The organism is Brevundimonas nasdae, assembly GCF_019395145.1.
In the GTDB taxonomy this organism is placed as follows: Bacteria; Pseudomonadota; Alphaproteobacteria; order Caulobacterales; family Caulobacteraceae; genus Brevundimonas; species Brevundimonas nasdae.
Window position 1 is genome coordinate 890408 of the sequence record NZ_CP080034.1, and the last position, 22386, is coordinate 912793.

The window sequence follows — 22386 nt, forward strand, 5'->3', positions numbered from 1 at the left end:
TCAGCCGCACCAAGGCGGCGGGGGAAACAGGCACATGGCATTCTGGAACCGGCGTCGATCGATCGACGCCATGCTCAGGCCGCACGACGGGCCCGGTCTGAAGCCGACCTTGAGCTGGCCGCATCTGTTGGCTCTGGGCGTCGGCGCCATCGTCGGCACGGGCATCCTGACGCTGATCGGCGTGGGGGCCGGTCTGGCGGGGCCTGCGGTTCTGATCAGCTTTGGTCTGGCCGGTCTGGTGTGCGCCTGTGCGGCCCTGGCTTATGCCGAATTGTCGACGATCATGCCTGCCTCGGGCAGCGCCTACACCTATTCATACGCGGCGCTGGGCGAGATCTTCGCCTGGGTCGTGGGATGGAGCCTGATCCTGGAATATTCGCTGGTCGTGTCGACGGTCGCCGTCGGATGGTCCGGCTACGCCGTGCCGTTCCTGGCGGGCCTGGGTCTGGACCTGCCGCTGGCGCTTTCGGTGGGGCCGCACGTCGAGGGCGGGCTGATCAACCTGCCGGCCATCTTCATCATCGCCGTGGTCACGGGTCTGCTGCTGCTGGGCACGCGTGAGAGCGCGACGGTCAACGCCGTGCTGGTCTTTGTGAAGATCGCCGCCCTGGTGGCGTTTGTAGCCATCGCCATGCCGCACTTCGATGCGGCCAACTTCACGCCCTTCATGCCGAACGGCTTCGGTGCGCCCTTCGTGCAGACGGGGGTGATGGCGGCTGCGGCCATCATCTTCTTCGCCTTCTACGGGTTTGACGCCATCGCCACGGCGGCGGAAGAAACCAAGAAGCCGGAACGCGATCTGGCCATCGGCATCGTCGGTTCGATGGTGGTCTGCACCATCCTGTATATCGCCGTCGCCGCTGCGGCCATCGGCGCCGCGCCGACCGCCAGCTTCTCTGACAGCCCCGAGCCGCTGGCCCACATCATGCGCGGTCTGGGTCAGGGCGTCGCCGCCCAGTGGATCGCCGCGGCCGCCGTGATCGCCCTGCCGACGGTTCTGCTGGCCTTCCTGTTCGGTCAGAGCCGCATCTTCCTGGGCATGGCCCGCGACGGCCTGCTGCCCAATCGTCTGGCCAGGATCTCCAAGCGGGGCGTTCCGGCGGTCGTGACCATCTTCACGGCCATTGTGGTGGCCTTCCTGGCGGGCATCATGCGTCTGGACGAACTGGCGTCGCTGGCCAACGCAGGCACCCTGATGGCCTTCATGGCCGTGGGCGTCAGCCTGATCGTGCTGCGGGTGCGTGAGCCGAACCGGGTGCGCAAGTTCAAGGCGCCGCTGTGGCCCCTGGTCGGTGGCATCGCCATCATCGGCTGCATCACCTTCTTCTTCAGCCTGAAGAGCTCGACCCAGCTCTACTTCCTGCTGTGGAACCTGTTCGGTCTGGCCGTCTATCTGCTCTGGTCCTCGCGCAACTCGCGTCTGGCCAAGGGCGAGGAGAACGCGGCCTGATGGCGCGGCGGGATCTGACAGGGGCTGTCGACTTCTCCGTACTGGAGGCGATGACCGGCGACGATGACGCCATCAACGAGGAGGTGCTGGGCTTGTTCACCGAACAGGCAGCCCTCTGGACGCCTCTGTTGGATCCCAAGGTCGATGGATGGCGCGACGCCGTCCACACCATCCGGGGCGCGGCGGCGGGCATCGGCGCCCATGATCTGGTCGCCGCATGTGCGGATGCGGAGCTGTCCGAGGATGCATTGGCCGCGCCCGCGATGGAGCGGGTGCGTTCCGCCCTGTCAGAGGCGCTGGGTGACGTCGCGGCTTACCGTCACGAACTGATGCTCAAGGGCCTGCGGGGTTAGCCGCGCGTCTGGTCCCAGGTCGCGAACTCATGCGCGATGCAGCGGTCGATCAGCAGGCGCCAGACTGGCTCGGCTATATCTGCTGACAGGCCCTTGGCCTCTGCCGTCACCAGCACCTTGGCCACCACGTCGTCGATGCGGGCCTGGTCGAACACGGCGTCGCGGTTCGGCTTGATGCGGGCGGCGGCGTCCATATAGCGCTGACGCTCGGCCAGCAGCGTGACCAGCGCACGGTCCAGGGCGTCGACGCCCTGACGGACCTCGGCCATGGACTGGCAATCGGCGGGATCGACCCGGGAATCTACGGCGACGGGAGCAGACTTCGACATGGCGGCGGGGTTAGCCCGTCAGACGCGCGAAGCCAAGGGTTCAGCCGACGAAGGCGCGTTCCAGCACATAGTCGGCGGGTTCGGCGTTGGAGCCTTCCTTCAGGCCGAAGGTTTCCAGCAGCTCGCCGGCTTCCTTGATCATCGCCATCGAGCCGCACAGCATGGCCCGGTCGCGCGCCGGGTCGAAGCCTTCAGGCAGGCCCAGGTCGCGGAAGAAGTCGCCCGACTTGATCCGGTCGGTGATCCGGCCCTTTTTCAGGGGGCTGGGGGTCTCGAATTCCTCACGCGTCACGGTCGGATAATAGGTCAGCTGCGCCTTGGCCTCGTCGCCGATCAGCGGATCGTCGTGGATTTCGCGGCTGAAGAAGTCGCGATAGGCCAGGTCCGCCACGCCGCGCACCGTGTGGATCACATAGACATGGCCAAAGCGGGAATAGGTTTCGGGATCGCGCGCCACGCTCAGCCAGGGCGCCAGGCCGGTGCCGGTGCCGATCAGGAACAGGCGCTCGCCGCCGGTCAGGGCGTCCAGCACCAGCGTCCCGGTCGGCTTCTTGCCCATCAGCACCGTGTCCCCCGCCTGGATCTTCTGCAGACGCGAGGTCAGTGGACCGTCGGCGACCTTGATCGAAAAGAACTCCAACTCTTCGGCCCAGTTGGGGCTGGCGATGGAATAGGCGCGCAGAACAGGCTTGCCGCCGTCTTCGTCCGGCAGGCCGATCATCACGAACTCGCCCGAGCGGAAGCGGAAATCCTCCGGCCGCCTGATGCCGAAGCTGAACAGGCTGTCGGTCCAGTGGCGCACCCACAGGACTTCCAGCTCATGGAACGGGCTGGCCTTCACGGGTGCGGGCGCCGGGGCGGGGGAGAGGGCTGCGTCAGTCATCGCGCGCTATTTAGTGTGAGAACCGCTCGCAGGGAAGGAAAAGGCGCGTCCCGCATGGCGAGATTTCCTCGTGACGGCTTGCAGCCGCGCCGTTAGCTTCGTCGCCATGCGCAACATCCTGCTTATGTCCGCCGCCGCTGTCGCCCTCGCCGGGCCAGTCTTCGCTCAAACCCCGTCGAACATTCTGACGCCGGAACGGGTCTTCGCTGACCCGGCGCTGGGCGGTCCGGTGGCCAAGGGCGTCAGCCTGTCGCCGGACGGCGAACTGGTCGCCTTCCTGCGCTCGCGCGACGATGATGTCAGCGTGCAGGACCTGTGGGCGGCCCCGACGGGACCCGGCGAACCCTATAAGCTGATCGACGCCCGCGCCCTGGTCCCAGACGCCGGCGAACTGTCGGAGGCTGAGAAGGCGCGACGCGAGCGCCAGCGTATCTCGGCGCGTGGCGTGGTCGATTATTCGTGGGACGAACAGGGCCGCTACATCCTGGCCCCGCTGGAAGGCGACGTCTTTCTGGCCAACCGCGCCGACGGCTCGGTGCGCCGCCTGACCCAGACCCCCGGCGACGAGATCGACGCCAAGGTCTCGCCGCTGGGCAATTTCGTCTCCTACGTCCGCGACCAGAATCTTTTCGTCTTCAACCTGACGACCAACCGTGAACGCGCCCTGACCACCGACGGCGCGGGTCTGGTCACCTGGGCCACGGCCGAGTTCATCGCTCAGGAAGAGCTGGATCGCGACACCGGCTATTGGTGGAGCCCGGACGAGAAGCGCATCGCCCTGGAACGCTATGACGAAAGCCCCGTCGATGTGATCCCGCGCCTGGACATCACGGGCGGCGGTGCCAGCGTGGTCGAGCAGCGCTACCCCCGCGCCGGTCGTCCCAACGCCATCGTCGAACTGTATGTGCAGGACCTGACGTCCAATCGCCGCATCAAGGTCGATCTGGGTGCCAACCCCGACATCTATCTGGCCCGCGTCGCCTGGTCGTCGGACGCCTCGATCCTGTATGTGCAGCGCCTGTCACGTGATCAGAAGACGCTGGACCTTCTGGCGGTGAACCCGGCCACCGGCGCCTCGCGCGTGATCGTCACCCAGAAGGGCGACGCCTGGGTCGGCCTCAGCAACGACTTCAAGCCCCTGCGCGACGGCCGCTTCATCTGGTCGAACGAAGACAGCGGCTGGCGCCACCTCTATCTGTATGACCGCGACGGCAAGCTGATCCGCCCGATCACCGAGGGCCAGTATCCGGTGCTGGACCTGGAAGGCGTCAACCAGCAGACGGGAGAGGTCTTCTTCACCGCCTCGATGCGCGACGGCCAGGAGCTGCCGATCGAGAAGCAGCTGTTCCGCGCCAGCCTGAACGAGACGGCGACGCCGGTCGCCATCACCCCCGCAGGCGGCTGGTGGAATGTGTCGGTCAACGGCACCGGCACCGCCTATGTGGGCAACTATTCTGACCCGAAGACGCCCCAGCAGTCGGGCCTCTATAATATCGACGGCACGCGCATTCGCTGGATCGAGGAGAACCCCCTCAACGCCCAGCATCCCTTCTACCCTTATGTGTCGCGTCTGCGCGAACCGACCTTCGGCACGCTGCAGAGCCACGGCGAGACCCTGGTCTGGCAGATGAAGACGCCTCCGGGCTTTGATCCGTCCAAGACCTATCCGGTCGTGATGCAGGTGTACGGCGGCCCGTCGGGCGGCGGGGTCAAGCGCGGCTGGGCGCCCGCCACCGACCAGCTTCTGACCGAGGCGGGCTATATCGTCTTCCGCATGGACAACCGGGGCGAGGGCTTCCGCAGCCGCGCCTTCAAGAACGCCCTGTACCGCCACATGGGCACGGTCGAGGTCGAGGATCAGGTTCTGGCCGCCGACTATCTGCGCAGTCTGCCTTATGTCGACGACGCCCGCATCGCCGTGATGGGCTGGAGCTATGGCGGCTTCATGAGCCTGTCCATGCTGGCCGAGCCCAAGATGGGCCTGGCCGCCGCCCTGGCGGGCGCCCCGCCGACGGAATGGAGCCTGTACGACACAGCCTACACCGAACGCTACATGTCCACGCCGCAGGATAACCCCGAGGGCTACGCCGCCTCCGACATCATCCCAAAGCTGGATAATCTGACGGGGCGTCTGCTGCTGCTGCACGGCATGGCCGACGACAATGTCATCTTCCAGAACACCACCCGCGTCCTGAACGCGATGCAGGAGAAGAGCATCCCGTTCGAGACCATGCTCTATCCGGGCCAGCGCCACGGCGTGCGCGGCAATCCGCGCATGCTGCACCTGTGGCGCACCTACCTGGACTTCCTGGACCGCACCATCGGCACGCGGGCGCCCAAGGCGGACTAAGCGCGCGGATCAAAAAGCAAAGGGCCTGACGAGCATCTCGCCAGGCCCCTTTTATTCAGCGGAATCCGTTGGCTCAGTCGATGACAATATAGTCTTCGGCGGATGCGGAGGTCGCATATTCATCCATCTGGGCGATCAGGCCATCGCGGATGGTGTAAACCTGCACCCACCTGTTGGTCACCTTGGGCTGGCCTTCGGGCGTGAAGCTTTCCTCGCCCAGCACGGCGATGGTGTCGCCCTGCTCGATGAAGGTCAGCGGACGGAAATAGTCGAAGACGATGGTGTTGAAGGCGGTGCTGAAGAACTTTTCAGTCCCGGATTTACCGACGAAGCGCAGGGCGGGCATCTTCTGAGAGCCGTTATGAACCCACAGGGTGTCTTCGGTCACGGTGGACTGGGCCGTCTCCAGGTCCTTGGCCAGGAAGGCCTCGAACATCTTGTCGACGACAGCGCGGGCAGGGGAGGTCATGAGGGTGTCTTTCCAGGTGTGAGAGGGAGGCGTTAGTTGGGAAAGAGGTCCGGCAGCAGGGCGGGCAGGGGCGTGGGGGCGCGGCCCAGCAGTCGCTGCAGATCATCGCTGGCGATGTCATACTGACCCTTCCGGATATCCTCGACCGTGCCGATGGTCAGGTCGATCAGGAACGGAGGCAGATTCAGCGACTCCAGCACCCTGCGATGGGTGTCGGGAGCGATGTCCTGATAGGTGAAGTTTCGGCCCTTGGCGGCCGTCAGGGCCATGGCGACTTCACCATAGGACCAGGCTTGGGCGCCCGTGATTTCGTAGGTCTTGCCCTCATGCCCCGTCTGCAACAGCACATTGGCGGTGGCCTCGCCCATTTCGGCACGCGACGCATAGGGAACCTGCCCGTCGCCGCCTGACAGGATGATCGCGCCCCCAGCGGCCGGGGCGCCGACGATCACAGGCAGGGCCTCGGCGTACATGGTGTTGCGAAGAAGGGTCCACGCGACACCGCTGTTCCGGATGTGGTTCTCCGTTTCGAAGTGACTGATCATCAGATCGCGCACGGCCGAGGTCTCGATGTCGCGGATCGCCAGTCCCGTATAGAGAATGTGGCCGACCCCGGCGGCGACGGCGGCATCCACCACGCGTTTCTGCTGTTCGGCGCGGTTCATCGACATGGTCGAGATCAGCAGCAGCTTGCTGACCCCGGCGAAGGCTTGCGGCAGGGTGTCGGGCTGGTCGTAGTCCGCGATACGGACCGGGATGCCTAGTCGGGCGTAGTGTTCCGCCTTGGCGGTGTCGCGCGCCAGGATGCTGACCTCATGATCGGCTCCATATCCGGTCAGGTGTTTCATGACCTCGCGACCAAGGTTGCCTGTCGCTCCGGCGACTAAAATCAAAACACGCTCCTGTCGTCGCTAAGATCTTGCCGCTAGTTAGGGCGGTGACAGGGGCTTGAAACTGTCAAACTGTATAGCAACCTCAAGCCTAAGCTTGACCGGAGACATGATGAGCCACGCTCTGAACGGCGACGCTGACGAAGATCAGGTCGACGACCTGTGCAAGAAGGCCTTTGTTCTGGCGATCAAGGATGCGCTGAATGTGGTCAGCGGCAAATGGAAGCTGGCTATCGTCTGCACTCTGTTGAGCGGCCCCAAGGGCTTCGCGGAGATGGAGCGCCTGCTGGACGCCATCACGCCCCGGATGCTGTCGCGTGAACTGCGCGAGCTGGAGGTCAACGGCGTCATCGCGCGTGAAAACGAGGTGGTGTCCGCGCCGCGCTTTCGGAAATATGCGCTGACGCCGTCAGGCCGAAAGCTGGAAGCCGTGATCTTCGCCTTCGCGACCTGGGGACAGGAGCACAGGGCGGTGTCGACGGGGGATCTGACCGCGCCATCGAATTCTCATTCGGAAAAAAACGCGGTTTGATCCGGATCAAGGCGTTCGTCGTCTGACCGACGGACGATGCGGCAAAGGAGATTTCCGATGCCAGCAGACGCCATTCCCGTTGTCGCCGCCATTGTTGCGGCCTTTGTCTTCTTCATGGGCGCGCTGGGCGCCGCCGCCCTTTGGTCGGGCTCGCCCAAGCAGAAGTGACCCGAGCTTTACCCAAGGTGATCTTGGCGCCCCCGCCGATGCGGTCTACGGCGTGTGTTCCAAACGTCCAAGGGAGACGCCCCAATGTCTGATATCGCAACCGCCACCGACAAAATCCGCGAAGCCGTCGGCGAGAACTCCGGTCTGGGCAAGACCGTCAAGCTCGACCTCGGCGACGCTGGCAAGATCTACATCGACGGCGCCTCGGTGCCGAACACCGTCACCAACGAAGACAAGCCCGCCGACGCCACCGTGACCATCAGCTGGGACGACTTCGTCGCCCTGTCGGAAGGCCGCCTGGACGGCATGATGGCCTTCATGCAAGGCAAGCTGAAGATCGCTGGCGACATGATGATCGCCCAGAAGCTGCCGGCTCTGCTGAAGCGCTGATGCGCGGCTGACCGCCACCAGGACGACGGCGCGGCCCCATTCGGAGCCGCGCCGTTTTCATGTCAGCGCCCGCCAGAGGCGCGATTTGCCTAAACGAGGAAACGACATGGACTTCAAACATTCCGACCGCGCGCTGGACTGGCACGCCCGCGTCCGTCGCTTCCTCGATGAGCAGGTCATCCCGCGTGAGGCCGAGTATTTCGCTCAGGTGCGCGAGGACGCCACCCGCCAGCCGCCCGCCATGGAATCCATGAAGGCCGCAGCGCGCGAGGCCGGTCTGTGGAACATGTTCCTGCCCGGCGAACACGGCGCGGGCCTGACCAATCTGGAATATGCGCCGCTGGCGGAACTGATGGGCCGCCACCTGTGGTCGGCGGAGGTGTTCAACTGCAACGCCCCCGACACCGGCAATATGGAAGTGCTGCACATGTACGGCGACGCGGCCCAGCAGGAGCGCTGGCTGAAGCCGCTGATGGCCGGTGAAATCCGCTCCGCCTTCCTGATGACCGAGCCAGAGGTCGCCTCGTCCGACGCCACCAACATCCAGACCCGGATCGAGCGGGACGGCGACCATTACGTCATCAACGGCCGCAAGTGGTGGTCGACCAACATGGCCCACCCGAACATCGCGATGACCATCGTCATGGGGAAGACCGATTTCGAGGCCGCGACCCACGCCCAGCAGTCGCAGGTCATCGTGCCCGTCGACACCCCCGGTTTCCGCGTCGAGCGGATGCTGTCGGTGTTCGGCTATGACGAAAAGCCCATCGGTCATGCCGAGGTGGTGCTGGAGAATGTCCGTGTGCCCGTCGAGAATCTGATCGCGGGCGAGGGCCGAGGCTTCGAGATTGCTCAAGGCCGCCTTGGCCCTGGCCGCATCCACCACTGCATGCGCGTGATCGGCGCCGCCGAACGGGCGCTGGAGCTGATGGTTACGCGCCTTCTGAACCGCACCGCCTTCCGCAAGCAGCTGGCCGAACATTCGGTGTGGGAGCAGCGCGTCGCCGACGCCCGCACCAATATCGAGATGTGCCGCCTGCTGGTGCTGAAGGCCGCCTGGATGATGGACGAGGCGGGCGCCAAGAACGCTCGTTCCGAAATCGCCCAGATCAAGGTCGCCGCGCCCAGGATGGCGCTTCAGGTCATCGACGACGCCATCCAGGCCTTCGGCGGCGCGGGTGTTTCAGGCGATACGCCCCTGGCTGAACTGTACGCAGGCGTGCGCACCCTGCGCATCGCCGACGGCCCGGACGAGGTGCACAACCGCACCATCGCCCGTCTGGAATACGCCAAGCACGGGGGCAAGCCGGTTCGCTGATCCTGGCCCGCGCCCGGCCTTATCGGGAACCCTGACCTTGGCGTGACGTTCGGTCTGCATGAACGACCACACGCCCGGTCAGGGTCAGGGGACCGTCCTTGGACGGTGAATCTGACATCAACGCCCGCCTGCAGCCGATGGCGTTGGCGGGTGCGGCGGGCGCGCGTTTCCGTCAGGTCCGAGGGGCCATGCCTGCGCTTGCGGCGGGCCTCTCGGTCGAAGATCTCGCCGCCCAGTCCATGCCCGAGGCCAGCCCTGGCAAATGGCACCTGGGTCACACCAGCTGGTTCTTCGAGGCCATGATCCTGGCCAACGAGCCGGGTTATCAGCCTGTCGATCCGCGCTTCCAACAGCTGTTCAACTCCTATTATGAGGCCCTGGGCCAGCGCGTGGCGCGCGATAAACGCGGCCTCCTGACCCGCCCCTCGGTCGAGGAGGTGCTGACCTATCGGCGCGAGATCGACCGCCGCATGATCCGCTGGCTGGCCAAGGGGCCGCCCGAAGGCCTGTCGCACTATCTGTTCGAACTGGGCCTGAACCACGACCAGCAGCATCAGGAGCTGTTCCTGATGGACCTGCTGCACCTGATGTCCTGTTCCCCGCTGGACCCGGCCGCCTATGGGAGTGAGCCGCGCGCACGTCCGCTGGAACCGGCCAGGGGCGGAATGACTCTGTTCGACGGCGGCCTGGTCTCCATCGGTCACGATGGGGCCGGTTTCGCCTTTGACAACGAGGGGCCGCGTCACAAGGTCTGGCTGGAGCCCTTCGCCCTGGCCAATGATCTGGTCACCAACGCCGAATGGATCGCCTTCATCGATGACGGCGGTTATCAGCAGGCCGACCTGTGGCTGGCCGACGGCTGGGCCACGGTGCAGACTGAGGGCTGGACCGCCCCCCTTTACTGGCGTCGCGACCAGAACGGCTGGACGACCCTGTCCCTGACCGGGCGTCATCCGGTCGATCCGTCCGCCCCGGTGCGGCACATCAGCCTGTATGAGGCCGACGCCTACGCCCACTGGGTGGGCAAGCGCCTGCCGACCGAAGCCGAGTGGGAGCACGCGGCGACCGCCGATCCCGAAGCCTTCTCCAACCTGTCGGGCGAGGTGTGGCAGTGGACCTCCAGCGCCTATGCCCCATACCCCGGTTTCCGGCCGACGCCCGGAACGGCCGCCGAGTACAACGGCAAGTTCATGGCCAATCAGAATGTGCTCCGCGGCGGGGCCTTCGCCACGCCGCCGGGCCATGCCCGCACGACCTATCGGAACTTCTATTACCCCCAGCAGAGGTGGGCGTTCATGGGCTTGAGACTGGCTGAAGACGCGCCGCGCCGGCGTAGCGGCGACACCGAAGACGCCCAGACCGCCGCCTTCCGGCATGATCTGGTTGAGGGCCTGTCGAGGGATCAGAAGGCGGTCCCGCCCAAATGGTTCTACGACGCTGAGGGTTCGCGCCTGTTCGAGGTCATCACCACCCTGCCGGAATATTATCCGACCCGGCAGGAGACGGCTCTGTTGCGCGATCGCGCCGCCGCCCTGACCGCCGATTTCGGCCCTGACGCCGTGCTGGTCGAGTTCGGATCGGGCGCCAGCGAGAAGACCCGCATCCTGCTGGACGCCGCGCCGGACCTGGGCGCCTATGTTCCGCTGGACATCAGCGAGGCGGCCCTGCTGGACGCGGTGGCGCGCCTGAAGGCCGACTATCCCAAACTGCGCGTCCGCCCCGTGCTGGGTGATTTCGAGCATCTGGCACTCTTGCCGGATGATCTGCCGACGGGCCGTCGCATCGGCTTCTTCCCCGGATCGACCATCGGCAATCTTCAGCCCGCCGACGCCGAGCGTTTCCTGACCGCCGCGCGCCGGATGCTGGGCGAGGGGGCGCTGTTCATTCTGGGCGTCGATCTGGTCAAGGAGGCTGAAGCCCTGGTCGCCGCCTATGACGACGCCCAGGGCGTGACCGCCGCGTTCAACCGCAATCTGCTGGTCCGCGCCAATGCGGAGCTGGACGCCGATTTCGACCTGAACGCCTTCGTGCACCGCGCGGTGTGGAACAGCGACAAGGCCCAGATGGAGATGCATCTGGAAGCCGCCGAACCCATGACGGTCCACATCGGCACGCGCCGCTTTGACTTTGCTGCGGGGGAGACAATCCACACCGAAAGCTCGCGCAAGTTCACTGAAGCCTCTGTCGCCAGCATGGCGGCCGCCTCCGGCTGGCGGCTGGTGCATTTTGACGTGTCGCCTGCGCCCAGTGTCGCCCTGGCGGTGCTTGGCGCCTGATTCTGGCGTCCGAATCGGCAAAGGAAAAGGGCGGCGAACCATTCGGTTCGCCGCCCTTTATCGTGTGATTACAATGATCGCCCTATTCGGGCTGGTCATCCTTCTTGGCGCCGTGAGATGCCTCGCCGCCTTTTCTTCCGGCCTGAGCCGCAAGACCGCGGTCCTGAGAGAAACTGCGCTTCTCGCTGGGCACGCTTGCTCCACCCTTACGGGCGATTTCACGTTGGCGTTCGGGATCCATAGAGGCGAATCCTCTTTTGGAAACGCCTGAGGGTCGAGTGGGCTGGCTTTCCATTTTGGGTCCTTTCAGGTGTTGCCGTTCCGCTTGCGCAAACAACCCGGTGCAGCGGTGACGGTTCCGTATCGAACAGCGTTTTTACTATCCGAGGTCTGAGCACTGCGCGCTGTGAACTTGGCGTCGTTCAAAATCCGACCACATCACCTTGTGATTTCGCCGGGTGTTAATGGCGGCAGTTCATCGGGCGCGCCTGACGGGTCGATTTCCGGAGCCGGGGCGGGGTCCGGCTGGATCTCCGGCTGTATTTCCGGCTCTGGATTTTCGGGCTGTATTTCGGGGGGCACGTCGGTCATGGGGACTCTCCTTCTGCAGGGAGAGAACGCGCCCATGTGCGCGATGTTCAGTCCCATGTTTCGGGGAACCTTCGCGACGCGCCCTGGGTTGATCGACAGAACTGGAGAAGATCATGGCCAAGACCCCCGTTTCATCAGCCGTCGATGACATCGTCACAGAGGGCGAAGACCTGACCCACAAGCTCGGCCGCCAGGCTGACGACATCATCGCCAGCGCCAAGGATGGTGCGGATCGCACGGTCTCATCTTTGCGTCAGGCGGTGCGTGAGGACGTCGGCCATGTGCGTGACAAGGCCGTCGAGCGCGCCGAAGAGGCGATCGACTCCATCCGTGACGCCCCGATCAAGTCGGTCCTTTACGCCGCAGGCATCGGCGTCATCATCGGCCTTCTGCTGAGCCGTTAGGCCGGGCCCGACGCCGGGCGCTGGATCGGCGCCCGCTGCAGGGCGGCGTCGGACACATAGGGGTTGGTCCGGCGCTCCTGCCCGAAGGTTGATATCGGCCCATGCCCCGGAACAAAGGTCACGTCGTCGCCCAGCGGCCACAGCTTCTCGACGATGGCGCGGATCAGGGCGGGCGGGTCGCTCATCGGGAAGTCGGTGCGTCCGACCGACCCCTGGAACAGCACGTCCCCGACCTGGGCGAAGCGCGCCGCCCGGTTGAAGAAGATGACATGACCCGGCGTATGACCCGGACAATGGCGCACCTCCCATGTCGTCTGGCCCAGCGACACGGTGTCGCCGTCCTCCAGCCAGCGGTCGGGCGTGAAGGGACGGGCGTCGGGCAGGCCGTACATCCGACCGCTCTCGACGATTCGGTCGATCCAGAACTGGTCGGCCTTTTGCGGGCCAGTGATCTGAACGCCGGACTTCTCCTGCATCTCCGCCGCCCCGCCTGCGTGATCCAGATGCCCGTGGGTGATCCATATCTGGTCCAGCGTCAGGCCGCGCCGTTCGACCTCGGCCAGAATCGCATCCACCGAACCGCCCGGATCAATGACCGCCGCCTTGTTCGTGGCGGTGCACCAGACGGTGGTGCAGTTCTGCTGAAGCGGCGTAACGGGCGTGACAAAGACGCCGATAGGGGAGGCTGACTGGCTCATTTCCTCTAGATAGCGAGGCTGAGCGGCCCTTGAAACCGTCGAATGGACACGCCCGCGTTGACCTTTTCGGCCCTTCTCGACATAAGGGCGGGCTTCGAGGCGCCGCTCCTGACAGGGGCGGCCTTCTTGCTTTATCCATTCCGCGCTGGGCCCTCCGAGGTTCACGCGCCACAGAGCGTCAGAATCCCGACCATGCAAGTCGTCGAAAAGTCGAACGAAGGCCTCAGCCGCGTGATCGCGGTGACCATTCCCGTCGCGGAGCTGAACGAGAAGCTCGAAGCCCGCGTCAAGGAAGTCGCCCCGCAAGTGAAGCTGAAGGGTTTCCGTCCGGGCAAGGTGCCGGTCGCGCACGTCAAGAAGACCTTCGGCCGTGAGTTCATGGGCGAAATCATCAACGCCGAGCTGAACGAAACCAGCCAGAAGGCCCTGGACGAAGCCAAGATCCGTCCGGCCGCGCCCGCCGAGATGAAGCTGACGTCCGACATGGACAAGGTCATCAAGGGCGAGGAAGACCTGGCCTATGAAATGTCGCTGGAAGTCATGCCCGACTTCACCCCGGTCGATCCCAAGACGCTGAAGCTGGAACGCCCGACCTATGAAGCGTCGGACGCCGATCTGGACGAAGCCCTGACGGAACTGGCCGGTCAGGCCAAGACCTACGAAGACAAGAAGGGCAAGACCGTCAAGGCCGCCGAAGGCGACCAGCTGACGATCGACTTCCTGGGCAAGCTGGACGGCGAGCCTTTCGAAGGCGGCGCTGCTGAAGACGCTGACCTGGTGATCGGCTCGGGCCGCTTCATCCCCGGCTTCGAAGAGCAGCTGACGGGCGCCAAGGTCGGCGAGGAAAAGACCATCGAGGTCACCTTCCCCGAGAACTACCAGGCCGCCAATCTGGCCGGCAAACTGGCCACCTTCGACATCAAGGTGAAGGCCATCAAGGCTGAAGCCGAAGCCAAGATCGACGACGAGTTCGCCACCCGCATCGGTCTGGAATCGCTGGACAAGCTGAAGGAGCTGCTGAGCCAGAACCTGAACCAGCAATACGCCGGCGCCGCCCGCTTCAAGCTGAAGCGCGCCCTGCTGGACCAACTGGACGAAGCCCACGACTTCCCGCTGCCGCCGAAGATGGTGGAAGCCGAGTTCGACGGCATCTGGCAACAGGTCGAGGCCGACAAGGCCGCTGGCCGTCTGCCGGAAGAAGACGCCGCCAAGTCCGACGAAGACCTGAAGGCCGAGTACAAGAAGATCGCCGAGCGCCGCGTGCGCCTGGGTCTGGTGCTGGCTGAAATCGGCCGCGCCAACAACGTTCAGGTCACCGACCAGGAGTTGAACGCCGCCATCCTGCAGGAAGCCCGCAACTATCCGGGCCAGGAACAGGCCGTCCTGAACTTCTACCGCCAGAACCCGAACGCCGCCGCCCAGATGCGCGCGCCAATCTACGAAGAGAAGGTCGTCGACCTGATCGTCGGCGTCGCCGACGTCACCGACAAGCCGATCACCAAGGAAGAACTGCTCAAGGAAGACGACGAAGAGGCGTAATCTTTTGAGATTACCTGTTCGTAACTGGTAGAGGCGCTCTCTGCCTGCGAGTGTAAAAGGGGTCCGCTGTGCGGGCCCCTTTTTTCTGGCTGTTTATTAGTGTGAGCCGAAGATGACCCTTGCAGTGGCCGCTTTAGCGCTCGCTCTTTCTGGCTCGGGCCAAATTGGGGATGCGCCACAGACAGCGCCGGCGCCAATTGAACTGGATGACGTCTCTGTCGAAGGGCGCAGGCTGCGCGATGCGGCACGACAGTTTGTGGACACGATCGCCGTTGCACCTGCGGGGGCCCGACTCGGCCGTTGGAACACACCGCTTTGTGTAAGCGTGGCCAATCTGAGCCCGCCTTACGGGCAGATGATGGCGGACCGCATTGGCGATATCGCGCGCGATCTTGGCATAACGGTGAGCGAGCCAGGTTGCACGTCCAACGTGCTTGTCATCGGCACGGACAACGGAGCGGCGACTGCCGAAGCCTTGGTCGAAGGTTGGAGGACGCGGTTCAGGCCGCCGATCGACAACACCAACATGGGCCTGAACGCTCTGCAACGGTTCCGTACGAGCGACGCTGCCGTTCGTTGGTGGCATGTCTCTCTGCCGGTTTCGGCTGATACAGGCAAGCTGGCGGCCCGAATTGGTGGAAGTCCTCCGCCCCGGATCAGTAGTCGAAACGTCAGTCGGCTGCATTCGCCGCTGCGGTACGATCTCTATTCGGCAACCGTGGTGATCGACATGTCCAAAGTTGGAAACGTGCTTCTGCCTGCCCTGATTGATTACACCGCAATGGTCGTTCTAGCTCAGGTTGACCCTCGCGCCGACTACTCTGGCCAGAACACCATACTGAATCTCTTCGGAGAGCCCGACGGCCTGGCCGGAATGAGCGATTGGGATCTCGCCTATTTGAAGGCCCTCTATCAGGCTGAGGCGGATCGTCCCACGGCCCATGCCCAGGAGGCGGCTGTGGCGAATGAACTCGAAAGGAATCGCCGTCGTGCCCAACCAGTTGACTAGGGCTGCTCATTCAAAGTGGGCGGGGTGCTTGCATCCGGTCCGGCTGAACGCGATATGCTGGAAACAGAATTGGCTGCTCTCGACTGCTAAGGGCGGCGGAACATCGAAAAGGCCTTCATGCGCGATCCGATCGAACTGATGAATATGAACCTGGTGCCGATGGTGGTGGAGCAATCCAGCCGCGGCGAGCGCTCCTTCGACATCTTCTCGCGCCTGCTGCGTGAGCGGATCATCTTCCTGACCGGTCCGTTCGAAGACGGCATGGCGTCGCTGATCTGCGCCCAACTGCTGTTCCTGGAATCGGAAAACCCGAAGAAGGAAATCAGCATGTACATCAACAGCCCCGGCGGTCAGGTGACCTCGGCGCTCGCGATCTACGACACCATGCAATACATCAAGAGCCCGGTTTCGACCGTGGTCATGGGCATGGCCGCTTCTGCCGGCTCGCTGATTCTGACGGCCGGTGAGGCGGGGCAGCGCATCGCCCTGCCGAACGCCCGCGTCATGGTGCACCAGCCCTCGGGCGGTTTCCGGGGCCAGGCTTCGGACATCGAACTGCACGCCGCCGACATCCGCTACACCAAGAAGCGCCTCAACGAGATCTACGTCCACCACACGGGCCGGACCTATGAGGAAGTCGAAAAGACGCTGGACCGCGACCACTTCATGTCGGCGGAAGAAGCCAAGGCCTGGGGAATCGTCGACCACGTCTATGATCGCCGCGAACAGGCTGACGCCGACGGCGTGAAGACGCCCGGAAACTGATCCGGTTCGATCATTGAACGGAAAAGGCGCGCCAGCCCGGTGCGCCTTTTTCTTTGTGTGCTATCAGGCGGCCATGCAGTTCACGAGAGATCAGAGCGGCGTCGTCGAAGTCGATGGCGAAAACTACGAGTGGGAGCTTCGCCGCCAGCCCCAGCCCAAGGGCGGCGGCGCCTGGGACGGCATGGCCGTGTCCCTGCGCCACCAGGACTACAAGCGCGAAGCCATCGTCCAATTCCCCATGCCCCTGCGCGCCAATGGCCGCCCGGACGTGGAGAAGCAGCGGGTCAATGTCGACGCTGTCCGCAACGCCGTCACCGCCGCCATCGAGGCGGGCTGGAACCCGGCCTCGCGCGGCAAGCCCGTCGTCTTCGACGTGGATGCCGACGGGCGCTGATCGTTCAGGGTTTCTGGGTGAAGACCCTGAAGCCCGGCTCCTGCGCCATGGCCAGCATTTCGGTGTCGCCCGAGGTGTCGCCATAGGCGGCGGTCAGCACCATGTCCTGTCCATAGGCGGCCTTCAGGCGGCGCACCTTCTCCTCGGCGCGGCAGTTGGGACCGGCGAACTCGCCCGTTATCCGGTCGTCGGCGTCAAACACGAACTCGGTGCCCAGAAGGGCCTCGGCGCCCAGTTTGCGGGCGAAAGGGGCGACAGTTGAGGTGGGGGAGGCGGTCACGATCACGCGATGAGCGCCGCGTTCGCCCCACTCATTCCACGTCTTCATCGCATCCGGCCGCATGAAACGGGGCCAGATCTGGTCGGCGAAGCGGGCGGCGTCGGCCTCCAGCGTGGCGCGGTCAACGCCCAGCAGAAACTCGCGCACCGAGGCGGCCTTGATCCGTCCCCGGTCACGATCCCGCGCATAGGCCGCCACGGCGGGCGCCAGCCTGACCAGCCCCAGCATCCAGCCGCCCGGACCCGCACGCCAGCGCAGGAATTCGGTGAAACTGTCGCGAATCGTCAGGGTGCCGTCGAAATCGAACGCCACGATAGGCTGTCCTTCGCTGACGGACTGGCGAAAATCTTGCACGCTGCCCATGTCAGACATTCGCCTTGATCCCCAGCGAGACTGACCGATCCACGCGCTGCAACATTTCCCTCCTGCCTTCGGGGTTGTCGCGGAACGATGGATGGGTGATTGTCATTTTTTGAAGACCTTCGCGTCCAGAGTGCTGGAATCAATGTGAGGGAAGCGCGTTTCGGGCCATTTCGGTCCGCGCCGCGGGAGTGAGATAAGGGTCTATGACCAAAGCAGCCGGCTCTGACGCCAAAAGCACCCTCTACTGCTCGTTCTGCGGAAAGAGCCAGCATGAGGTGCGTAAACTCATCGCAGGCCCGACCGTGTTCATCTGCGATGAATGCGTCGAACTCTGCATGGACATCATCCGCGAAGAGCACAAGATCGGCTTCAAGAAGACCTCTGACGGGGTTCCGACGCCGAAAGAGATTCGCGACGTCCTGGACGATTACGTCATCGGCCAGTCGCACGCCAAGAAGGTGCTCTCGGTCGCCGTCCACAACCATTACAAGCGCCTGAACCACGCGACGAAGAATAACGACGTCGAACTGGCCAAGTCGAACATCATGCTGATCGGGCCGACCGGCTCGGGCAAGACGCTGCTGGCCCAGACGCTGGCGCGCATCATCGACGTGCCCTTCACCATGGCTGACGCCACGACCCTGACCGAAGCCGGTTATGTCGGCGAAGATGTCGAGAACATCATCCTGAAGCTGCTTCAGGCCTCCGACTACAATGTCGAACGGGCCCAGCGCGGCATCGTCTATATCGACGAAATCGACAAGATTTCGCGCAAGTCCGACAACCCCTCGATCACCCGCGATGTCTCGGGCGAGGGCGTGCAGCAGGCTCTGCTGAAGATCATGGAAGGCACCGTCGCCTCCGTGCCGCCGCAGGGCGGCCGCAAGCACCCGCAGCAGGAGTTCCTGCAGGTCGACACCGCCAACATCCTGTTCATCGTCGGCGGCGCCTTCGCGGGTCTGGAGAAGGTGATCTCGGCGCGCGGCGAGGGGGCCTCCATCGGCTTCGGCGCCAAGGTCAAGGAAATCGACGAACGCCGCACGGGCGACATCCTCAAGAATGTCGAGCCTGACGACCTGATGCGTTTCGGCCTGATTCCCGAGTTCATCGGCCGTCTGCCGGTCCTGGCGACGCTGGAGGATCTGGACGAGGCGGCCCTGGTCACCATCCTGACCGAGCCGAAGAACGCCCTGGTCAAACAGTACAAGCGTCTGTTCGAAATGGAGAATGTCGAACTGACTTTCACCGACGACGCTCTGATCGCCGTCGCCAAGAAGGCCATCACCCGCAAGACCGGCGCGCGCGGTCTGCGTTCGATCCTGGAAGGCATCCTGCTGGAGACCATGTTCGAACTGCCGACCTTCGAAGGCGTCGAAGAGGTCGTGGTCAATGCCGAAGTCATCGACGGCAAGGCCCAGCCCCTGCTGATCTATTCGGAAGCCTCCAAGAAAAAGGCTGACGGCGCCGCCTGATCGGGCGGAAGACTGAGATGCGAAAGGCCGGTGCAGGCGACTGCACCGGCCTTTTTCATGGGGCGCGGCGACTTCGCCCCCCTTCGGATCCGGGTCTTTAGGCCAAGCGGCCCTACGCCCGGAATGACGAAAGAAAGCAACACACACCCCAAACCGTCATCCTTGGGACAAGCCCAAGGATGACGAAGTGAGAGGAAGCGACTGCTGCGCGCCGAGCTGATCGGCAATCACGCACGTCTCGACGCCAACCTTTTAGAAAAAATCGCCGAGACTGACGAGCGGAAGCGGATTCGCGAGGCGCGGCTTCAGGCGCCTGCGGACTGAAGCCCCTCCAGACAAGGGGTTTTCCGTCCCGCCCGGCTGCATAAGCCGCCCGCGCACCGCGCACCGCGCACAGAACCGCTGATTTTGCGGCAATGCAGCACACAGATGTGGGCTGTTGCGCGGTTGCGCTTGAACCACGTCGCGCACAAACCACATACTCATTCGAACGCCGTCGGAATCGACGGGTCGTCACGCGCTGGTCGGGCCTCTTGCCCGGGCGACCGTGGCGGCGGGCCGGAGATCATCAATGGCCCAGGAGTATGCATCATGACTGATACCCAGAGCACTGGCTCCGTGACACTGCCCGTCCTGCCGTTGAGAGACATCGTCGTCTTTCCGCACATGGTCGTGCCGCTCTTCGTTGGCCGCGAAAAGTCCGTGAAGGCGCTCGACGAAATCATGAAGGGCGAAAAGCAGATCCTGCTGGCCACCCAGAAGAATTCCGTCGACGACGATCCGTCGCCCGACGCCATCTATCCCATCGGCGTGCTGGCCTCGGTGCTGCAGCTGCTGAAACTGCCCGACGGCACCGTCAAGGTGCTGGTCGAGGGCAAGGGCCGTGCGCGTCTGACCCGCTTCACCGACCGTGAAGAGTATTTCGAGGCCGAGGCCGTCGAGATCGAGGATGAGCCGGGCGAAACCTCCCAGGCTGAGGCCATGCTGCGCGCCGTGGTCGAGCAGTTCGAATCCTATGTGAAGCTGAACAAGAAGGTCCCGCCCGAGGCCCTCAGCTCCATCCCCCAGATCACCGACGCCTCCAAGCTGGCGGATTCGGTCGCCGCCCACCTGTCGGTCAAGATCGCCGACAAGCAGGGCCTGCTGGAAACCTTCGACGTGCCCAAGCGGCTGGAGAAGGTTTATGGCCTGATGGAGGGTGAAATCTCGGTCCTGCAGGTCGAGAAGAAGATCCGCTCGCGCGTGAAGCGCCAGATGGAGAAGACCCAGCGCGAATATTATCTCAACGAGCAGATGAAGGCGATCCAGCGCGAGCTGGGCGAGACCGACGACGCCCGTGACGAGATCATGGACCTGGAGAAGCGCATCCGTAAGACGCGCCTGTCCAAAGAAGCTCGCACCAAGGCCGAGGCCGAGGTCAAGAAGCTGCGCAACATGTCGCCGATGTCGGCGGAATCGACCGTGGTCCGCAACTATCTCGACTGGCTGCTGTCCGTGCCGTGGGGCAAGGCCAAGCAGAAGCCGATCGACCTGGCCAAGGCCGAGGACATCCTTGAAGAGGATCACTTCGGTCTGGAGAAGGTCAAGGAACGGATCATCGAGTATCTGGCTGTTCAGGCCCGCACCGGCAGTCTGAAAGGCCCGATTCTGTGCCTCGTCGGCCCTCCCGGCGTCGGCAAGACCTCGCTGGCCAAGTCCATCGCCAAGGCGACGGGGCGTGAATATGTCCGCATGTCGCTGGGCGGCGTTAGAGATGAGTCCGAGATCCGCGGTCACCGCCGGACCTACATCGGCTCCATGCCTGGCAAGATCATCCAGTCGATGAAGAAGGCCAAGACGACCAACGCCTTCGTCCTGCTGGATGAAATCGACAAGCTGGGCGCCGACTGGCGCGGCGATCCGTCCTCGGCTCTGCTGGAGGTGCTGGATCCCGCACAGAATTCGACCTTCGGCGACCATTATCTGGAAGTGGACTACGACCTGTCCCAGGTCATGTTCGTGACGACGGCGAACAGCCTGAACATGCCGCAGCCGCTGATGGATCGGATGGAGATCATCCGCGTCTCTGGCTACACCGAGGACGAAAAGGTCGAGATCGCCAAGCGCCACGTCCTGCCCAAGCAGTTGGCGGACCACGGCCTGAAAGACGGCGAACTGATCGTGCCGGAAGACACCATCCGCGACCTGATCCGCTATTACACCCGCGAGGCCGGGGTTCGTTCGCTTGAACGCGCCCTGGGCGGATTGGCCCGCAAGGCCGTTCGCGAAATGGCCAAGACCGGCGCCAAGTCGATCACTGTCGATGAGGCCAAGCTGGCCGACTACGCAGGCGTGAAGAAGTTCCGCTACGGCGAGACGGATGAAGAGGATCAGGTCGGCATCGTCACCGGTCTGGCCTGGACCGAGTTCGGCGGCGACATATTGACGATCGAAGCCATCAAGATGCCAGGCCGCGGTCGCATGACCGTCACCGGCAATCTGAAAGAGGTCATGAAGGAATCGATCTCGGCGGCGGCGTCCTACGTCCGCGCTCGCTCGCTGGCCTTCGGCGTCAAGCCGCCGGTCTTTGAGAAGACCGACATCCACGTCCACGTGCCGGACGGCGCCACGCCCAAGGACGGTCCCTCCGCCGGCGTCGCCATGACCGTGGCCATGGTCTCGGTCCTGACCGGCATCCCGATCCGCAAGGACATCGCCATGACCGGCGAAATCACCCTGCGCGGACGCGTCACCGCCATCGGCGGCCTGAAGGAGAAGCTGCTCGCGGCCCTGCGCTCCGGCGTGAAGACCGTGCTGATCCCGCAGGAGAACGAGAAGGACCTGGCCGATGTGCCGGATAATGTGAAGTCGGCGCTCGAGATCGTGCCGATCTCCACGGCGGACGAGGCGCTGAAGTGGGCGTTGACCGGCACGCTTACGCCGGTGGAGTGGGACGAGGCTTCCGAGCCGCTTCCGGCTCCGGTCCCGGCGGTCGAAGGACCGGCTGCCGCCGTCAGCCATTGATATGACTGAATGAGAATGCCGCCGACATCACTGTCGGCGGCTTTTTCGTGCGGGGAGGGGGCTCGAATCGGCTTGAACCATCCGCCTGTCGCAGGCATAAGCCCTGCTTCTCTTTCAGGGCGGCTAGCTCAGCTGGTCAGAGCATCTCGTTTACACCGAGAGGGTCGGCGGTTCGAACCCGTCGCCGCCTACCAAGGTTTCCGGGGGTTTCAGGGGCGGCCGATGCGTTTGGTCCCCGTTTTGGTCCCCGTATTTGGCTTTGCCAAAGCCGCGTAGAGCACACTCTTGATAGTCCGGACGCAGGTTGCCGTAGTGCTCCAGCAGCGCGACGACAGACATGCCCAAGAAACCTGCCGCCGTCCATGGATCGACACCCCCTGTGCATCAGCCAAGTCGCGGTTGTGTGTTCGATCTCGTGCGGTGATGCGTTTCGATCCAGACCTGCATCTGCGACACAGCT

The 22386-nt window shown here is 64.1% G+C and carries 22 protein-coding genes and 1 tRNA gene; 15 read left to right on the forward strand and 8 right to left on the reverse strand.

Annotation, left to right across the window (positions count from 1 at the left end; all coding sequences use genetic code 11):
- Nucleotides 1-34: 34 nt before the first annotated feature.
- Nucleotides 35-1450, forward strand: a complete 1416-nt coding sequence (locus KWG56_RS04365; RefSeq protein ID WP_201100786.1) for an amino acid permease — start codon at nt 35-37, stop codon at nt 1448-1450.
- A complete protein-coding gene (locus KWG56_RS04370; RefSeq protein WP_219353868.1) occupies nt 1450-1803 on the forward strand; it encodes an Hpt domain-containing protein in 354 nt (117 codons plus the stop codon). Before KWG56_RS04365 ends, KWG56_RS04370 begins: the two co-directional genes overlap by 1 nt.
- Here the strand turns inward: KWG56_RS04370 and KWG56_RS04375 are convergent.
- Nucleotides 1800-2132 carry a chorismate mutase gene (locus KWG56_RS04375; protein ID WP_219353869.1) on the reverse strand — a complete coding sequence of 111 codons (333 nt, stop codon included), beginning with the start codon at nt 2130-2132 and terminating at the stop codon, nt 1800-1802. The genes KWG56_RS04370 and KWG56_RS04375 overlap by 4 nt on opposite strands.
- 40 nt (nt 2133-2172) lie before the next feature.
- Nucleotides 2173-3015: a ferredoxin--NADP reductase gene (locus KWG56_RS04380; protein WP_219353870.1), complete on the reverse strand. Its 843-nt coding sequence runs from the start codon at nt 3013-3015 to the stop codon at nt 2173-2175.
- Between the two features lie 106 nt (nt 3016-3121).
- Here KWG56_RS04380 and KWG56_RS04385 point away from each other — a divergent pair, with 106 nt between their 5' ends.
- Entirely contained in the window at nt 3122-5365 is a 2244-nt protein-coding gene (locus KWG56_RS04385) for a S9 family peptidase (RefSeq protein ID WP_219353871.1), read from the forward strand.
- 73 nt (nt 5366-5438) lie between these two features.
- Here the strand turns inward: KWG56_RS04385 and KWG56_RS04390 are convergent, their stop codons facing one another.
- Both KWG56_RS04390 and KWG56_RS04395 read right to left on the reverse strand, forming a co-directional pair.
- Nucleotides 5439-5834 (reverse strand): nuclear transport factor 2 family protein, encoded by a 396-nt coding sequence (locus tag KWG56_RS04390; RefSeq protein ID WP_219353872.1) that lies wholly within the window; start codon nt 5832-5834, stop codon nt 5439-5441.
- A gap of 32 nt (nt 5835-5866) precedes the next feature.
- Entirely contained in the window at nt 5867-6727 is an 861-nt protein-coding gene (locus tag KWG56_RS04395; RefSeq protein ID WP_219353873.1) for an SDR family oxidoreductase, read from the reverse strand.
- A 109-nt stretch (nt 6728-6836) separates the two neighbouring features.
- On the opposite strand from KWG56_RS04395, the gene KWG56_RS04400 reads away from it, so the two are divergent.
- From KWG56_RS04400 to egtB, 4 genes are all read left to right on the forward strand, one after another.
- Complete coding sequence (locus KWG56_RS04400) at nt 6837-7256, forward strand: winged helix-turn-helix transcriptional regulator (RefSeq protein ID WP_219353874.1); 420 nt, start codon at nt 6837-6839, stop codon at nt 7254-7256.
- 252 nt (nt 7257-7508) lie between these two features.
- Nucleotides 7509-7814: an SCP2 sterol-binding domain-containing protein gene (locus tag KWG56_RS04405; protein ID WP_201100793.1), complete on the forward strand. Its 306-nt coding sequence runs from the start codon at nt 7509-7511 to the stop codon at nt 7812-7814.
- Between the two features lie 106 nt (nt 7815-7920).
- The gene (locus KWG56_RS04410) at nt 7921-9132 is read left to right on the forward strand and encodes an acyl-CoA dehydrogenase family protein (protein ID WP_219353875.1); all 1212 of its coding nucleotides are present in this window, start codon (nt 7921-7923) and stop codon (nt 9130-9132) included.
- 137 nt (nt 9133-9269) lie between these two features.
- Complete coding sequence (egtB, locus tag KWG56_RS04415; protein WP_219355410.1) at nt 9270-11408, forward strand: ergothioneine biosynthesis protein EgtB; 2139 nt, start codon at nt 9270-9272, stop codon at nt 11406-11408.
- Nucleotides 11409-11490: 82 nt separating this feature from the next.
- Here egtB and KWG56_RS04420 read toward each other — a convergent pair whose 3' ends face one another.
- Both KWG56_RS04420 and KWG56_RS04425 read right to left on the reverse strand, forming a co-directional pair.
- On the reverse strand, nt 11491-11703 hold the full coding sequence (locus KWG56_RS04420) for a con-10 family general stress protein (RefSeq protein WP_201100795.1): 213 nt from the start codon (nt 11701-11703) through the stop codon (nt 11491-11493).
- Between the two features lie 143 nt (nt 11704-11846).
- Nucleotides 11847-11999, reverse strand: coding sequence for a hypothetical protein (locus tag KWG56_RS04425; RefSeq protein WP_219353876.1), 153 nt, complete (start codon nt 11997-11999; stop codon nt 11847-11849).
- Nucleotides 12000-12112: 113 nt separating this feature from the next.
- Between KWG56_RS04425 and KWG56_RS04430 the strand changes: the two genes are divergently transcribed.
- Nucleotides 12113-12403 carry an ElaB/YgaM/YqjD family protein gene (locus KWG56_RS04430; protein ID WP_219353877.1) on the forward strand — a complete coding sequence of 97 codons (291 nt, stop codon included), beginning with the start codon at nt 12113-12115 and terminating at the stop codon, nt 12401-12403.
- On the opposite strand, the gene KWG56_RS04435 is transcribed toward KWG56_RS04430, so the two are convergent.
- The gene (locus KWG56_RS04435) at nt 12400-13101 is read right to left on the reverse strand and encodes an MBL fold metallo-hydrolase (RefSeq protein ID WP_280638397.1); all 702 of its coding nucleotides are present in this window, start codon (nt 13099-13101) and stop codon (nt 12400-12402) included. The genes KWG56_RS04430 and KWG56_RS04435 overlap by 4 nt on opposite strands.
- A 192-nt stretch (nt 13102-13293) precedes the next feature.
- On the opposite strand from KWG56_RS04435, the gene tig reads away from it, so the two are divergent.
- From tig to KWG56_RS04455, 4 genes are all read left to right on the forward strand, one after another.
- Complete coding sequence (gene tig, locus KWG56_RS04440) at nt 13294-14640, forward strand: trigger factor (RefSeq protein ID WP_219353878.1); 1347 nt, start codon at nt 13294-13296, stop codon at nt 14638-14640.
- Nucleotides 14641-14752: 112 nt separating this feature from the next.
- On the forward strand, nt 14753-15649 hold the full coding sequence (locus KWG56_RS04445) for a hypothetical protein (RefSeq protein ID WP_219353879.1): 897 nt from the start codon (nt 14753-14755) through the stop codon (nt 15647-15649).
- A gap of 117 nt (nt 15650-15766) precedes the next feature.
- Nucleotides 15767-16414 carry an ATP-dependent Clp protease proteolytic subunit gene (locus KWG56_RS04450; RefSeq protein ID WP_201100799.1) on the forward strand — a complete coding sequence of 216 codons (648 nt, stop codon included), beginning with the start codon at nt 15767-15769 and terminating at the stop codon, nt 16412-16414.
- Nucleotides 16415-16487: 73 nt separating this feature from the next.
- Nucleotides 16488-16808, forward strand: coding sequence for a hypothetical protein (locus tag KWG56_RS04455; protein ID WP_201100800.1), 321 nt, complete (start codon nt 16488-16490; stop codon nt 16806-16808).
- 4 nt (nt 16809-16812) lie between these two features.
- On the opposite strand, the gene KWG56_RS04460 is transcribed toward KWG56_RS04455, so the two are convergent.
- Nucleotides 16813-17460, reverse strand: coding sequence for an HAD-IB family hydrolase (locus KWG56_RS04460; protein WP_219353880.1), 648 nt, complete (start codon nt 17458-17460; stop codon nt 16813-16815).
- Between the two features lie 194 nt (nt 17461-17654).
- Between KWG56_RS04460 and clpX the strand changes: the two genes are divergently transcribed.
- The 3 genes from clpX (at nt 17655) to KWG56_RS04475 (ending at nt 22120) form a co-directional block, all read left to right on the forward strand.
- Nucleotides 17655-18923, forward strand: coding sequence for an ATP-dependent Clp protease ATP-binding subunit ClpX (gene clpX, locus KWG56_RS04465; protein WP_201100802.1), 1269 nt, complete (start codon nt 17655-17657; stop codon nt 18921-18923).
- Nucleotides 18924-19514: 591 nt separating this feature from the next.
- Nucleotides 19515-21926, forward strand: coding sequence for an endopeptidase La (lon, locus tag KWG56_RS04470; protein WP_219353881.1), 2412 nt, complete (start codon nt 19515-19517; stop codon nt 21924-21926).
- Between the two features lie 117 nt (nt 21927-22043).
- Nucleotides 22044-22120 (forward strand) — tRNA-Val (locus tag KWG56_RS04475).
- Nucleotides 22121-22386 lie beyond the last annotated feature (266 nt).

Bases quoted from the DNA above. Each gene is read 5' to 3' on its own strand.
- KWG56_RS04365 (WP_201100786.1), top strand. From the start codon at position 35: ATGGCATTCTGGAACCGGCGTCGATCGATCGACGCCATGCTCAGGCCG.
- KWG56_RS04370 (WP_219353868.1), top strand. From the start codon at position 1,450: ATGGCGCGGCGGGATCTGACAGGGGCTGTCGACTTCTCCGTACTGGAG.
- KWG56_RS04375 (WP_219353869.1), bottom strand. From the start codon at position 2,132: ATGTCGAAGTCTGCTCCCGTCGCCGTAGATTCCCGGGTCGATCCCGCC.
- KWG56_RS04380 (WP_219353870.1), bottom strand. From the start codon at position 3,015: ATGACTGACGCAGCCCTCTCCCCCGCCCCGGCGCCCGCACCCGTGAAG.
- KWG56_RS04385 (WP_219353871.1), top strand. From the start codon at position 3,122: ATGCGCAACATCCTGCTTATGTCCGCCGCCGCTGTCGCCCTCGCCGGG.
- KWG56_RS04390 (WP_219353872.1), bottom strand. From the start codon at position 5,834: ATGACCTCCCCTGCCCGCGCTGTCGTCGACAAGATGTTCGAGGCCTTC.
- KWG56_RS04400 (WP_219353874.1), top strand. From the start codon at position 6,837: ATGAGCCACGCTCTGAACGGCGACGCTGACGAAGATCAGGTCGACGAC.
- KWG56_RS04405 (WP_201100793.1), top strand. From the start codon at position 7,509: ATGTCTGATATCGCAACCGCCACCGACAAAATCCGCGAAGCCGTCGGC.
- KWG56_RS04410 (WP_219353875.1), top strand. From the start codon at position 7,921: ATGGACTTCAAACATTCCGACCGCGCGCTGGACTGGCACGCCCGCGTC.
- egtB (WP_219355410.1), top strand. From the start codon at position 9,270: ATGGCGTTGGCGGGTGCGGCGGGCGCGCGTTTCCGTCAGGTCCGAGGG.
- KWG56_RS04420 (WP_201100795.1), bottom strand. From the start codon at position 11,703: ATGGAAAGCCAGCCCACTCGACCCTCAGGCGTTTCCAAAAGAGGATTC.
- KWG56_RS04425 (WP_219353876.1), bottom strand. From the start codon at position 11,999: ATGACCGACGTGCCCCCCGAAATACAGCCCGAAAATCCAGAGCCGGAA.
- KWG56_RS04430 (WP_219353877.1), top strand. From the start codon at position 12,113: ATGGCCAAGACCCCCGTTTCATCAGCCGTCGATGACATCGTCACAGAG.
- KWG56_RS04435 (WP_280638397.1), bottom strand. From the start codon at position 13,101: ATGAGCCAGTCAGCCTCCCCTATCGGCGTCTTTGTCACGCCCGTTACG.
- tig (WP_219353878.1), top strand. From the start codon at position 13,294: ATGCAAGTCGTCGAAAAGTCGAACGAAGGCCTCAGCCGCGTGATCGCG.
- KWG56_RS04445 (WP_219353879.1), top strand. From the start codon at position 14,753: ATGACCCTTGCAGTGGCCGCTTTAGCGCTCGCTCTTTCTGGCTCGGGC.
- KWG56_RS04450 (WP_201100799.1), top strand. From the start codon at position 15,767: ATGCGCGATCCGATCGAACTGATGAATATGAACCTGGTGCCGATGGTG.
- KWG56_RS04455 (WP_201100800.1), top strand. From the start codon at position 16,488: ATGCAGTTCACGAGAGATCAGAGCGGCGTCGTCGAAGTCGATGGCGAA.
- KWG56_RS04460 (WP_219353880.1), bottom strand. From the start codon at position 17,460: ATGTCTGACATGGGCAGCGTGCAAGATTTTCGCCAGTCCGTCAGCGAA.
- clpX (WP_201100802.1), top strand. From the start codon at position 17,655: ATGACCAAAGCAGCCGGCTCTGACGCCAAAAGCACCCTCTACTGCTCG.
- lon (WP_219353881.1), top strand. From the start codon at position 19,515: ATGACTGATACCCAGAGCACTGGCTCCGTGACACTGCCCGTCCTGCCG.